Origin of the sequence: Streptomyces sp. NPDC093261, assembly GCF_044753645.1 — a bacterium.
In the GTDB taxonomy this organism is placed as follows: Bacteria; Actinomycetota; Actinomycetes; order Streptomycetales; family Streptomycetaceae; genus Streptomyces.
In genome coordinates this window covers 374,340-387,306 of the sequence record NZ_JBIVNO010000002.1, presented here as the reverse complement: position 1 = coordinate 387,306, position 12,967 = coordinate 374,340, and the positions used below count along the sequence as shown (strand labels likewise).

11 protein-coding genes are annotated in these 12,967 nt (G+C 71.8%); 8 read left to right on the top strand and 3 right to left on the bottom strand.

From position 1 onward, the window contains the following. The first annotated feature begins 235 nt into the window (after positions 1 to 235). Positions 236 to 2,008, top strand: coding sequence for an acetyl/propionyl/methylcrotonyl-CoA carboxylase subunit alpha (locus ACIP94_RS08185; RefSeq protein WP_402421220.1), 1,773 nt, complete (start codon positions 236 to 238; stop codon positions 2,006 to 2,008). Between the two features lie 380 nt (positions 2,009 to 2,388). On the opposite strand, the gene ACIP94_RS08180 is transcribed toward ACIP94_RS08185, so the two are convergent. Together ACIP94_RS08180 and ACIP94_RS08175 are read right to left on the bottom strand one after the other, a co-directional pair. After that, positions 2,389 to 3,354, bottom strand: coding sequence for a DeoR/GlpR family DNA-binding transcription regulator (locus ACIP94_RS08180; protein WP_402421217.1), 966 nt, complete (start codon positions 3,352 to 3,354; stop codon positions 2,389 to 2,391). 181 nt (positions 3,355 to 3,535) lie between these two features. Then, the gene (locus tag ACIP94_RS08175; RefSeq protein WP_402421214.1) at positions 3,536 to 4,984 is read right to left on the bottom strand and encodes an NAD(P)H-quinone dehydrogenase; all 1,449 of its coding nucleotides are present in this window, start codon (positions 4,982 to 4,984) and stop codon (positions 3,536 to 3,538) included. 95 nt (positions 4,985 to 5,079) lie between these two features. On the opposite strand from ACIP94_RS08175, the gene ACIP94_RS08170 reads away from it, so the two are divergent. The 4 genes from ACIP94_RS08170 to ACIP94_RS08155 all read left to right on the top strand — a co-directional run bounded on the left by ACIP94_RS08170 (position 5,080) and on the right by ACIP94_RS08155 (position 8,693). Next, positions 5,080 to 5,517 (top strand): gamma-glutamylcyclotransferase, encoded by a 438-nt coding sequence (locus ACIP94_RS08170; RefSeq protein WP_402421211.1) that lies wholly within the window; start codon positions 5,080 to 5,082, stop codon positions 5,515 to 5,517. Between the two features lie 52 nt (positions 5,518 to 5,569). Then, entirely contained in the window at positions 5,570 to 5,857 is a 288-nt protein-coding gene (locus tag ACIP94_RS08165; protein WP_402421208.1) for a hypothetical protein, read from the top strand. A 147-nt stretch (positions 5,858 to 6,004) separates the two neighbouring features. Then, a complete protein-coding gene (locus ACIP94_RS08160; protein WP_402421205.1) occupies positions 6,005 to 6,829 on the top strand; it encodes a purine-nucleoside phosphorylase in 825 nt (274 codons plus the stop codon). A 232-nt stretch (positions 6,830 to 7,061) separates the two neighbouring features. Next, on the top strand, positions 7,062 to 8,693 hold the full coding sequence (locus ACIP94_RS08155) for a phospho-sugar mutase (protein WP_402421203.1): 1,632 nt from the start codon (positions 7,062 to 7,064) through the stop codon (positions 8,691 to 8,693). Between the two features lie 150 nt (positions 8,694 to 8,843). On the opposite strand, the gene ACIP94_RS08150 is transcribed toward ACIP94_RS08155, so the two are convergent. Then, entirely contained in the window at positions 8,844 to 9,539 is a 696-nt protein-coding gene (locus ACIP94_RS08150) for a PH domain-containing protein (RefSeq protein ID WP_402421200.1), read from the bottom strand. A 115-nt stretch (positions 9,540 to 9,654) separates the two neighbouring features. Between ACIP94_RS08150 and deoC the strand changes: the two genes are divergently transcribed. Genes deoC through ACIP94_RS08135 form a run of 3 tightly spaced genes read left to right on the top strand, consistent with a single transcriptional unit; the run spans position 9,655 to position 12,962 of the window. Continuing rightward, positions 9,655 to 10,611: a deoxyribose-phosphate aldolase gene (deoC, locus tag ACIP94_RS08145; RefSeq protein ID WP_402421741.1), complete on the top strand. Its 957-nt coding sequence runs from the start codon at positions 9,655 to 9,657 to the stop codon at positions 10,609 to 10,611. Between the two features lie 16 nt (positions 10,612 to 10,627). Continuing rightward, positions 10,628 to 12,064 (top strand): aldehyde dehydrogenase family protein, encoded by a 1,437-nt coding sequence (locus tag ACIP94_RS08140; RefSeq protein WP_402421197.1) that lies wholly within the window; start codon positions 10,628 to 10,630, stop codon positions 12,062 to 12,064. Beyond that, entirely contained in the window at positions 12,057 to 12,962 is a 906-nt protein-coding gene (locus ACIP94_RS08135) for an aldehyde dehydrogenase family protein (RefSeq protein ID WP_402421194.1), read from the top strand. Before ACIP94_RS08140 ends, ACIP94_RS08135 begins: the two co-directional genes overlap by 8 nt. The last annotated feature ends 5 nt before the right edge of the window (positions 12,963 to 12,967 follow it).

The following is a 12,967-nucleotide window of genomic DNA, read 5'->3' as shown; positions in this document are numbered from 1 at the left end:
AGGGACTCCACAAAGAAACACGACCGGCGGCAGGACTACTTCATAGAGACCTTGACCACACCGGGGGGCTAGGGTTTTCCGGTGGATTCCCCTGTACGGCGGTGCGACAAGGGATTTCGCAGGTTGAGTGAGCCTGGTTTCACGCTCCGTGTGGGCAAGCTCACCACTGGGGACGGGTCGAAACGTCGTGTCGGCAGTCCCTAAACTCGGCTTGTTTCAAGGAGAGGGAGCCATCGTGCGCAAGGTGTTGATCGCCAACCGTGGCGAAATCGCTGTCCGTGTCGCCCGGGCCTGCCGTGACGCCGGGATCGCGAGCGTGGCCGTGTACGCCGACCCGGATCGGGACGCCCTGCACGTCCGCGCGGCGGACGAGGCATTCGCCCTGGGCGGCGACACCCCCGCCACCAGCTACCTGGACATCGAGAAGGTCCTCCAGGCCGCGAAGGACTCCGGCGCGGACGCCGTCCATCCCGGTTACGGCTTCCTCTCCGAGAACGCCCACTTCGCCCAGGCCGTCCTGGACGCCGGGCTGATCTGGATCGGCCCGCCGCCGCAGGCCATCCGGGATCTCGGTGACAAGGTCGCGGCCCGGCACATCGCCCAGCGCGCCGGCGCCCCGCTGGTCGCCGGCACGTCCGACCCGGTGTCCGGCGCCGACGAGGTCGTCGCGTTCGCCGAGGAGCACGGCCTGCCCATCGCCATCAAGGCCGCCTTCGGCGGTGGCGGGCGCGGTCTGAAGGTCGCCCGCACCCTCGAAGAGGTCCCCGAGCTGTACGAGTCCGCGGTCCGCGAGGCCGTGGCCGCCTTCGGCCGCGGCGAGTGCTTCGTCGAGCGCTACCTCGACCGGCCCCGCCACGTGGAGACCCAGTGCCTGGCGGACAGCCACGGCAACGTGGTGGTCGTCTCCACCCGTGACTGCTCGCTCCAGCGCCGCCACCAGAAGCTCGTCGAGGAGGCCCCGGCCCCCTTCCTGAGCCAGGAGCAGCTCGACGAGCTGTACCGGGCCTCCAAGGCCATCCTCAAGGAGGCCGGCTACGTCGGCGCGGGCACCGTCGAGTTCCTCGTCGGCAACGACGGCACGATCTCCTTCCTGGAGGTCAACACCCGCCTTCAGGTCGAGCACCCGGTCACCGAGGAGGTCGCCGGCATCGACCTGGTCCGCGAGATGTTCCGCATCGCCGACGGCGAGGAACTGGGCTACGGCGACCCCGAACTGCGCGGCCACTCCTTCGAGTTCCGCATCAACGGCGAGGACCCGGGCCGCAACTTCCTGCCCGCCCCCGGCACGGTGACCCTGTTCGCCCCGCCGTCGGGCCCCGGCGTCCGCCTGGACGCGGGCGTGGAGTCCGGCAGCGTCATCGGCCCGGCGTGGGACTCGCTGCTGGCCAAGCTGATCGTCACGGGCCGCACCCGCAAGGAGGCCCTGGAGCGTGCCTCCCGCGCGCTGGAGGAGTTCCAGGTCGAGGGCATGGCCACGGCGATCCCGTTCCACCGCGCGGTGGTGAAGGACCCGGCGTTCGCGCCCGAACTGACCGGCTCCGACGAGCCGTTCACGGTGCACACCCGGTGGATCGAGACCGGGTTCGTCAACGAGATCAAGCCCTTCACGGCGGTCGCCGAGGCGGACACCGAGGAGGAGCCGGGCCGCGAGACGGTCGTGGTCGAGGTGGGCGGCAAGCGCCTGGAGGTGTCGCTGCCCTCGTCGCTCGGCATGTCCCTGGCCCGCACGGGCCTGGCGGCCGGCGCCAAGCCCAAGCGTCGCGCGGCCAAGAAGTCCGGCCCGGTGGCCTCCGGTGACGCCCTCGCCTCCCCGATGCAGGGCACGATCGTCAAGGTCGCCGTCGAGGAGGGCCAGGAGGTCAAGGAGGGCGACCTGGTGGTCGTACTCGAGGCGATGAAGATGGAGCAGCCGCTGAACGCCCACCGGGCGGGCACCATCAAGGGCCTCAACGCCGAGGTCGGCGCGTCCGTCACCTCCGGCGCCCTGATCTGCGAGATCAAGGACTGAGCACCCGCAGACACCGGCAAGCGCCCGGCGGACCGCACCACGGCCCGCCGGGCGCCCCGTTCTCCGGCCCCGCCGTGGTCGGCCCCCGCCTGCGGGCCGCGTTCCCCGCAGCGCGACCAGCCTGCCGCGCCGACCCGCTCGGCCGCGTCGGCCGTACCGGCGAGGTCGCGGCCACCGCTCTCCATCCGGCCGGCGACCAGAATTCCTTCACCTCCGGCGCGGAGCTGCTCGTCGACGGCGGCGCCACCCGGCTCCGGGCCGGGAGGCGACACACGCCGCACAGCGGCCATCCGCCGCGGTCTCGTGGTGCGGCCGGCCCGGGGAGCCCTTGCCACGGGACCCGGATGCACGCCGTCGGGACCCGGTCCGAACGAAAGGGCCTAGCGGCGGCGCAGGTCGGCGACTCGGGCGCGTTCCCCCGTCGGGGGCTCCCCGAGGACCGTCGCGCTGCGCAACTGCGGGCCGCCCCCGGCTACCTGGCTGCGGCGGGGCCCGGGAAGGGCCACGTCACGGCGCGGCTGGCGGCCCGCCGGGGCCGTGTCGCCCCCCGAGGTGCCACCCCCCGCCGCCCCGGCGACCGCGATCTGCACACCCTGATCGGCCAGGGCCTGCAACTCGGTGGCCGCGCGGTCGTCGTGCGGGGGCGGCTCGTCCGTCACCAGCCGGGTGATCAGATCCGTCGGCACGGTCTGGAACATCGTGTCCGTGCCGAGCTTGGTGTGGTCGGCGAGGACGACGACCTCCGCGGCCGCCTGCACCAGCGCACGGTCGACGGACGCCGACAGCATGTTGGACGTGGACAGCCCGCGCTCGGCGGTGAGCCCGCTCCCGGACAGAAAGGCCTTGGAGACCCTCAGGCCCTGGAGCGACTGCTCGGCACCGCTGCCGACGAGGGCGTAGTTGGAACCGCGCAGGGTGCCGCCGGTCATCACGACCTCCACGCGATTGGCATGGGCCAGCGCCTGGGCCACCAGCAGGGAGTTGGTGACGACGGTCAGCCCGGGCACCCGCGCGAGCCGGCGCGCCAGCTCCTGCGTGGTGGTCCCCGCCCCCACCACGATGGCCTCGCCCTCCTCCACGAGGCCTGCGGCGAGGTCGGCGATGGCGGTCTTCTCGGCGGTCGCGAGATGGGACTTCTGCGGAAAGCCGGACTCCCGCGTGAACCCGCCCGGCAGTACCGCACCGCCGTGCCGGCGGTCGAGGAGTCCTTCTGCCTCCAGCGCGCGCACGTCCCGCCGTACGGTCACTTCGGAGGTCTGGACGACGCGGGCGAGCTCACGGAGCGACACGGCACCGTTCGCTCGCACCATTTCGAGGATCAATTGGCGACGTTCTGCAGCGAACACGAAACTGACAGTAACCCCAACGACCGTCTGCTTTCAGCAGTTTGCGCCGAATAACAGAAGTTGTTCGCACCGCAGGGCGGAAAGTGGTATACATCCCCACTCCCGGCGCCATGCCCCGCGTATCGTCGAGGACTCCCCGTGAGCCGGAGCCCGTGACCTGCGGTTGCCCGTGAGGGAACCGTCAGACCTCGACGCCCGCCTTGCGGGTGTGCAACTGGCGTGCCACCTCGGCTATCGACCCCGACAGGGACGGGTACACGGTGAAGGCGTTCGCGATCTGTTCGACCGTCAGATTGTTGTCGACCGCGACCGAGATGGGATGGATCAGTTCGGACGCGCGCGGTGCGACGATCACACCGCCGACGACGATCCCGGTGCCGGGCCGGCAGAAGATCTTGACGAAACCGTCCCGGATGCCCTGCATCTTGGCGCGCGGGTTGCGCAGCAGCGGCAGCTTGACCACCCGTGCGTCGATCCTGCCCGCGTCCACATCGGCCTGCGTGTAGCCGACGGTGGCGATCTCGGGGTCGGTGAAGACGTTCGAGGAGACCGTCTTCAGGTTGAGCGGGGTCACCGCGTCGCCGAGGAAGTGGTACATGGCGATGCGCCCCTGCATGGCGGCGACCGACGCGAGCGCGAAGACGCCGGTCACATCACCGGCCGCGTACACGCCCGGAGCCGTCGTACGGGAGACCTTGTCGGTCCATATGTGCCCGGACTCCCGGAGCTTGACCCCGGCCTCCTCCAGGCCCATCCCGCTGGTGTTGGGTATCGCGCCGACCGCCATGAGGCAGTGCGAGCCGGTGATCACGCGCCCGTCGGCGAGGGTGACCTCGACCCGGTCGCCGACCCGCTTGGCGGACTGCGCGCGGGAGCGGGCCATGACGTTCATGCCCCGGCGCCGGAAGACGTCCTCCAGGACGGCGGCGGCGTCGGGGTCCTCGCCGGGCAGCACGCGGTCGCGCGACGAGACGAGGGTGACCTTGGAGCCGAGGGCCTGGTAGGCGCCGGCGAACTCGGCACCGGTGACACCGGAACCGACGACGATGAGCTCCTCGGGGAGCTCGTCGAGGTCGTAGACCTGGGTCCAGTTGAGGATGCGCTCCCCGTCCGGCTGGGCGTCGGGCAGCTCGCGCGGGTGACCGCCGGTGGCGATGAGCACGGCGTCGGCGGTGAGGGTCTCCTCGCTGCCGTCCGCGGCCCGCACGACGACTTTGCGGGACCCGTCCAGGGCCTGCATGCCCTCCAGCCGGCCGCGGCCGCGCATGACCCGGGCGCCGGCGCGGGTGACGGAGGCGGTGATGTCGTGGGACTGGGCGAGCGCGAGGCGCTTGACCCGTCGGTTGACCTTCCCCAGATCGACGCCGACGACCCGGGCGGCCTGCTCCAGGGGAGGGGTGTCGTCCGAGACGATGATGCCCAGCTCCTCGTACGACGAGTCGAAGGTGGTCATCACCTCGGCCGTCGCGATGAGGGTCTTGGACGGCACGCAGTCGGTGAGCACCGACGCCCCGCCCAGACCGTCGCAGTCGACGACGGTCACCTCCGCGCCGAGCTGCGCGCCCACCAGCGCCGCTTCGTATCCGCCGGGTCCGCCACCGATGATCACGATCCGAGTCACGTACCCCATTGTCCCGCACGTTCGGGGTGCGTCTCCTCCGGGGGCGGCCGCTGGTACTTCTGTTACAGAAGAGGCCGCCGGGACGCTGTCGTACCCTCATCCCCATGTCGCTCTACGCCGCGTACGCCGGCAACCTCGACGCGCGGCTGATGACCCGCCGCGCACCCCACTCGCCGATGCGCGCCACCGGCTGGCTCAACGGCTGGCGGCTCACCTTCGGGGGCGAGCACATGGGCTGGGAGGGCGCCCTCGCGACGATCGTCGAGGACCCGATGTCACAGGTCTTCGTCGCGCTGTACGACATCGCGCCCATGGACGAGGAGTCCCTGGACCGCTGGGAGGGCGTGGGCCTCGACATATACCGCCGCCTACGGGTCCGCGTGCACACCCTGGAGGGCGAGGAGACGGCCTGGGCCTACGTCCTGAACGGCTACGAGGGCGGCCTTCCCTCGGCCCGCTACCTGGGCGAGGTCGCGGACGCGGCGGAGTCGGCCGGGGCGCCACACGATTACGTGATGGAGCTGCGCAAGCGGCCCTGCTGAACGGGCCGGTCCCTACACTCGTGGCCGGCGGACGCATGAACGGGAGAGCGCCATGACCGGCGGCACGCGCACCTACCAGGTCTTCTACACCGAGCAGGCCGCCGCGGCCCGCGACCGGCTCGACGACCGGCAGCGGGCCGCGTTCGACAAGGGCATCGCCGTACTGGCGCGCGACCCCTTCCTCCCGGCGTCCCGCGCCATAAGCTCCACGGGCGACGACCGCACGGTCCGGCTCACCCGGAACATCCTGGTGGAGTACACGATCAGCCTGGGCCGCCTGCTGGTCTTCATCGTCGTGGTCTTCAACGACAAGGACGTCGTCATCGCGGACGAGGACTGACCGCCCCCGCCGCCGCCCCCTGCCCCGGTCCGCGGGCCCCTGACCCCCGCTCTTCACCTTCGTCGTGGGAAACGACAAGACAACGATCGCAATCCCGTGACCTCTGTCATCTACGCGCGTAGGCCGAGACCGGCTACCCTCTTGCGCGTGAACGCATCTCTTCTTCCGGACGACATCCAGGGCGACCCCTACGCCGCCGCCGACACCGCCGCCGCGCGCCTGCGCGAGCTGACGGGTGCCGAGACCCACGACGTCGCCCTCGTGATGGGCTCCGGCTGGGCGCCGGCCGTCGACGCCCTCGGCGAGGCCGAGGCCGAGTTCCCCGTCACCGAGCTGCCCGGCTTCCCGCCTCCGGCCGTCGAGGGCCACGGCGGCAAGATCCGCTCGTACCGGCTCGGTGACAAGCGCGCCCTGGTCTTCCTGGGCCGCACGCACTACTACGAGGGCCGCGGCGTGGCCGCCGTCGCCCACGGTGTGCGCACCGCCGTCGCCGCCGGCGCCAAGACCGTGGTCCTCACCAACGGCTGCGGCGGCCTGCGCGAGACCATGCGCCCCGGCCAGCCGGTCCTGATCAGCGACCACATCAACCTGACGGCGACCTCCCCGATCGTCGGCGCCAACTTCGTGGACCTGACGGACCTGTACTCGCACCGCCTGCGCACCCTGTGCAAGGAGATCGACCCCTCCCTCGAAGAGGGCGTCTACGCCCAGTTCACCGGCCCGCACTACGAGACCCCGGCGGAGATCCGCATGGCCCGCGTCATCGGCGCGGACCTCGTGGGCATGTCCACCGTCCTCGAGGCGATCGCCGCACGCGAGGCGGGGGCCGAGGTCCTCGGCATCTCCCTGGTCACGAACCTGGCCGCCGGTATGACGGGCGAGCCGCTGAACCACGAGGAGGTCCTCCAGGCGGGCCGCGACAGCGCCACGCGCATGGGAGCCCTGCTCGCCCAGGTGCTGCACCGCCTGTAAGGCACCACCACCGACCCCCGGGGCCGTCCGGGGCCCGCCGGCCGGGCCCGGGCGGAAGGACGATGCGGCACACCGCCCCCGCCCGGCCGCGCCCACCGGCGGCGCGCAACCGGGCGGGGGCACCCGTCCTCACCGGGCCGGTGGCGCACCGGCCCTCCGGCGTTTCCCGCCGTCCGTCGCGGGCGATGCCACCCATGCCCCCCGCACACACACAACGAGAGGTTGACCCGACGTGCACGACGAACTCATCGCACGGGCCCAGGCGTGGCTGGCCGAGGACCCCGACGCGGAGACCCGTGAGGAACTCGCCAAGCTCATCGACGCCGGGGACCACGCCGAGCTCGCCGCACGCTTCGGCGGCACCCTCCAGTTCGGCACCGCCGGCCTCCGCGGCGAACTGGGCGCCGGCCCCCTGCGCATGAACCGCTCGGTGGTCATCCGCGCCGCCGCCGGTCTCGCCGCGTACCTCAAGGCCAAGGGCCAGGGCGACGGCCTCGTGGTCATCGGCTACGACGCCCGCCACAAGTCCGCCGACTTCGCCCGGGACACCGCGGCCGTGATGACGGGCGCGGGCCTGCGCGCCGCCGTCCTCCCCCGCCCCCTGCCCACTCCCGTGCTCGCCTTCGCCATCCGGCATCTCGGCGCGGTCGCCGGCGTGGAGGTCACCGCCAGCCACAACCCGCCCCGCGACAACGGCTACAAGGTCTACCTCGGCGACGGCTCCCAGATCGTGCCCCCGGCCGACGCCGAGATCGCGGCCGAGATCGACGCGGTCACCACCCTCACCGCGGTGCCCCGCCCGGACTCCGGCTGGGAGGTGCTGGACGACAGCGTCCTCGACGCCTATCTGGCCCGTACGGACGCCGTCCTCTCCCCCGGTTCCCCGCGCACCGCCCGCACGGTCTACACGGCGATGCACGGCGTCGGCAAGGACGTCCTCCTCGCCGCGTTCGACCGGGCCGGATTCCCCGCCCCGGTGCTGGTCGCCGAGCAGGCCGACCCCGACCCGGACTTCCCGACCGTCGCCTTCCCCAATCCGGAAGAGCCCGGCGCCATGGACCTCGCCTTCGCGCGGGCCCGCGAGACGGACCCCGACCTCGTGATCGCCAACGACCCGGACGCCGACCGCTGCGCCGTCGCCGTCAAGGACGGCGCCGACTGGCGCATGCTGCGCGGCGACGAGGTGGGCGCCCTGCTCGCCACGCACCTGGTCCGCCGCGGGGTCACCGGCACCTTCGCCGAGTCGATCGTCTCCTCCTCCCTCCTCGGCCGTATCGCCGGGAAGGCGGGGCTGCCCTACGAGGAGACCCTCACGGGTTTCAAGTGGATCGCCCGTGTGGACGGCCTGCGCTACGGCTACGAGGAGGCGCTCGGCTACTGCGTCGACCCCGACGGTGTCCGCGACAAGGACGGCATCACGGCCGCGCTCCTGATCACCGAGCTGGCCTCGGGACTCAAGGCCGAGGGCCGCACCCTCCTCGACCTGCTCGATGACATCGCCGTCGAGCACGGGCTGCACGCCACGGACCAGCTCTCGGTGCGCGTCGAGGATCTGTCGGTCATCGCGAACGCCATGCGGCGCCTGCGCGAGCAGCCGCCGGTACGGCTCGGCGGGCTGGCGGTGACGAAGGCCGAGGACCTGACGCGGGGCACGCCGTCGCTCCCGCCGACCGACGGGCTGCGGTACGTCCTCGACGGTGCGCGGGTCATCGTCCGGCCGAGCGGCACCGAGCCCAAGCTCAAGTGCTACCTGGAGGTCGTCGTGCCGGTCGGCTCCCGGGAGGAGCTCGGCGCCGCGCGGGCCAGGGCCGCGGAACTGCTGGGCGCCGTCAAGCGGGATCTTGCGGCGGCTGCGGGGATCTGAACCGCCGCCCGGCCCCGGACAGGGCCGACGGCCCAGCCGCGCGGCGCCGCCGGCGGGATCAGCCGGTCGCCGGCAGGACCGTCGGCAGCACCGCACCCGCGGGAGCAGCCCGTCGCCGGCAGCATCCCCGGCAGCACCGCACCCGTGGGATCAACCCGTCGCCAGGAGGATCGCCAGCAGCACCGCACCGGCCGCCGCCGGGGCGAGCACCTCGTACGCCCAGCGGACGGCCGGCTCACCCTGGGCGGGCTCGGAGTGCTCGTGGGTCCCGGCCAGCTCGCGCAGATCGTCCATGATCTTGTCCATCTGAGCGCGCGCGGGCTCGCTCGGGACCACCGGTGACAGGGACTCCGGCGACAGGGAGCCCGGCGAGAAGGGGCCCGGACGGCCCCGGCCGCCCGGGCGCGCGGCCTGCGCGGCGGCCCGGCTCTGCTGGCGGGACGCCTTCTTGCGCGCCCGCAGGGACACCGGGACCGCCCACAACTGGTACTTGGTCCCGGACGTGGCGACGACCTCGTTGGAGTAGCCGGACCGGAGCGAGGCGACTGCGCCCCAGGGGAGCACCACGACCCTGAACGGGTTGCGGATACGCAGCCGCTCGTCGTTCGCGTAGACGGCCGGGCGCAGGGTGAAGGCGATGACCAGCGGGATCATCAGGAGCATCCCGGCCAGCGCCAGCCAGGGGGTGTGGCCGTGACCCCGGATCAGCGCGTCGATGCCGAGCCAGAGAATGATGGCGAGCAGCAGCACGCCCGCCGCGAGACCGGCGGGTGACCGGTAGACCCGGTCCCGGGACTCGGGCGCCGAGGGGTCCGGCGCGGGCGGCCGGCGATCAGGGGTCGTCATGGCCCCGATTGTGCCCGACGGTCGTGAGGAAGCTCGTACGTGGTGCCGCCGGGCAGCGGAGGAGCTCCGGGGGGTGTACAGCCGCTACGCGCGTAGATATGCTCCTCTGGTGACCATGCCCACCCATGCCCCAGCACACCCGCTCTCAGGCGTCACCGCGTCCGACAGCACGCTGCGCCGCTTCCTCCACGGGCTGCCCGGCGTCGACGCGGTCGGCCTGGAGGCGCGCGCCGCCTCGCTCGGCACCCGTTCCATCAAGACCACCGCGAAGGCGTACGCCATCGACCTCGCCATCTCGATGGTCGACCTGACGACGCTGGAAGGCGCGGACACCCCGGGCAAGGTCCGGGCGCTCGGCGCCAAGGCGGTCCACCCCGACCCCACGGACCGGACGACCCCCACGACCGCCGCCGTCTGCGTCTACCCCGACATGGCGGCCGTCGCCAAGGAGGCCGTCGCGGGCTCCGGTGTGAAGGTCGCGTCCGTCGCCACCGCCTTCCCGGCGGGCCGTGCCGCGCTCGATGTGAAGCTGGCCGACGTGCGTGAGGCCGTGGCCGCGGGCGCCGACGAGATCGACATGGTCATCGACCGCGGGGCGTTCCTCGTGGGCAGGTATCTGAAGGTGTACGACGAGATCGTCGCCGTGAAGGAGGCCTGCGGGACGAACGCCCGGCTGAAGGTCATCTTCGAGACGGGCGAGCTGTCCACGTACGACAACATCCGGCGGGCCAGCTGGCTCGGCATGCTGGCGGGCGCGGACTTCATCAAGACCTCGACCGGCAAGGTCGCCGTCAACGCGACCCCGGCCAACACCCTCCTCATGCTGGAGGCCGTCCGCGACTTCCGCGCCCAGACCGGCGTCCAGGTCGGCGTGAAGCCCGCCGGCGGCATCCGCACCACCAAGGACGCGATCAAGTTCCTGGTCCTCGTCAACGAGACGGCCGGCGCGGACTGGCTGGACAACCACTGGTTCCGCTTCGGCGCCTCCTCGCTCCTGAACGACCTGCTGATGCAGCGTCAGAAGCTGGCCACCGGCCGCTACTCCGGCCCCGACTACGTGACGGTGGACTGAGACCCTCATGGAAAACGTGTCATCCGCATTCGAGTACGCGCCGGCGCCCGAGTCCCGCTCGGTCGTCGACATCGCGCCCTCCTACGGCCTGTTCATCGACGGTGAGTTCACCGAGGCGGCCGACGGCAAGGTCTTCAAGACCATCAGCCCGTCCACCGAGGAGGTCCTCTCCGAGGTCGCCCAGGCGGGAGAGGCCGATGTCGACCGCGCGGTCAAGGCCGCCCGCAAGGCCTTCGAGAAGTGGTCGGCGCTGCCCGGCTCCGAGCGCGCCAAGTACCTGTTCCGCATCGCCCGCATCATCCAGGAGCGCAGCCGCGAGCTGGCCGTCCTGGAGACGCTGGACAACGGCAAGCCGATCAAGGAGACGCGCGACGCGGACCTCCCCCTGGTCGCCGCGCACTTCTTCTACTACGCGGGCTGGGCCGACAAGCTGGACCACGCCGGCTTCGGCCGCGACCCGCGGCCGCTGGGCGTCGCGGGCCAGGTCATCCCCTGGAACTTCCCGCTGCTGATGCTGGCGTGGAAGATCGCCCCGGCGCTCGCGACCGGCAACACGGTCGTCCTGAAGCCCGCCGAGACCACCCCCCTGTCCGCGCTGTTCTTCGCGGACATCTGCCGCCAGGCGGGCCTGCCCAAGGGTGTCGTCAACATCCTTCCGGGCTACGGCGACGCGGGCGCCGCGCTCGTCGCCCACCCGGACGTGAACAAGGTCGCCTTCACCGGCTCCACGGCTGTCGGCAAGGAGATCGCGCGCACGGTCGCGGGCACCCGCAAGAAGCTCACCCTGGAGCTGGGCGGCAAGGGCGCCAACATCGTCTTCGACGACGCTCCGATCGACCAGGCCGTCGAGGGCATCGTCACCGGCATCTTCTTCAACCAGGGCCAGGTCTGCTGCGCGGGCTCCCGCCTGCTGGTCCAGGAGTCGATCCAGGACGAGCTGCTGGAGTCCCTCAAGCGCCGGCTGTCGACGCTCCGCCTCGGCGACCCGCTCGACAAGAACACCGACATCGGCGCGATCAACTCCGCCGAGCAGCTGGCCCGGATCACCGCACTCGCCGATCAGGGCGAGGCGGAGGGCGCCGAGCGCTGGTCCCCGGCCTGCGAACTCCCCTCCTCCGGCTACTGGTTCGCCCCGACGCTCTTCACCAACGTCACCCAGGCACACACCATCGCCCGCGACGAGATCTTCGGCCCGGTGCTCTCGGTCCTCACCTTCCGCACCCCGGACGAGGCCGTCGCCAAGGCGAACAACACCCAGTACGGCCTGTCCGCCGGTATCTGGACGGAGAAGGGCTCCAGGATCCTCGCCGTCGCGAACAAGCTGCGCGCGGGTGTCGTCTGGTCCAACACGTTCAACAAGTTCGACCCGACCTCGCCGTTCGGCGGCTACAAGGAGTCGGGCTTCGGCCGCGAGGGCGGCCGCCACGGCCTGGAGGCGTACCTCGATGTCTGAGAAGACCGAGAAGACCGAGCAGCGGCTGTCGGTCTTCAAGACCTACAAGCTGTACGTCGGCGGGAAGTTCCCGCGTTCCGAGAGCGGCCGGGTGTACGAGGTGACGGACTCCAAGGGCAACTGGCTGGCGAACGCCCCGCAGTCCTCCCGCAAGGACGCCCGTGACGCCGTGGTCGCCGCGCGCAAGGCGTTCGGCGGCTGGTCGGGCGCGACGGCCTACAACCGCGGCCAGATCCTCTACCGCATCGCCGAGATGCTGGAGGGCCGGCGCGACCAGTTCGTGCGCGAAGTGGCCGACGCGGAGGGCCTGTCGAAGTCGAAGGCGGCGGCGGTCGTCGACGCCGCGATCGACCGCTGGGTCTGGTACGCGGGCTGGACCGACAAGATCGCCCAGGTGGTCGGCGGCGGGAACCCCGTCGCGGGCCCGTTCTTCAACCTCTCCTCCCCCGAACCGACCGGTGTGGTCACGGTCCTCGCGCCGCAGGAGTCGTCCTTCCTGGGCCTGATCTCGGTGATCGCCCCGGTGATCGCCACCGGCAACACGGCCGTCGTCATCGCGAGCGAGAAGTCCCCGCTTCCGGCGCTCTCGCTCGGCGAGGTACTGGCCACCTCCGATCTGCCCGGCGGGGTCGTCAACATCCTCTCCGGCCGTACGGCGGAGATCGCGACGCCGCTCGCCGCCCACCAGGACGTCAACGCGATCGACCTCGCGGGCGCCGACGAGGACCTGGCGAAGGAGCTGGAGATCGCGGCCGCCGACAATCTGAAGCGCGTACTGCGTCCACAGGCTGTGGATTACTTCGAGACTCCGGGCATCGAGCGCCTGACGGCCTTCCTGGAGACGAAGACGGTCTGGCACCCGACGGGTTCGCTGGGCGCGTCCGGCTCGTCGTACTGACCGCC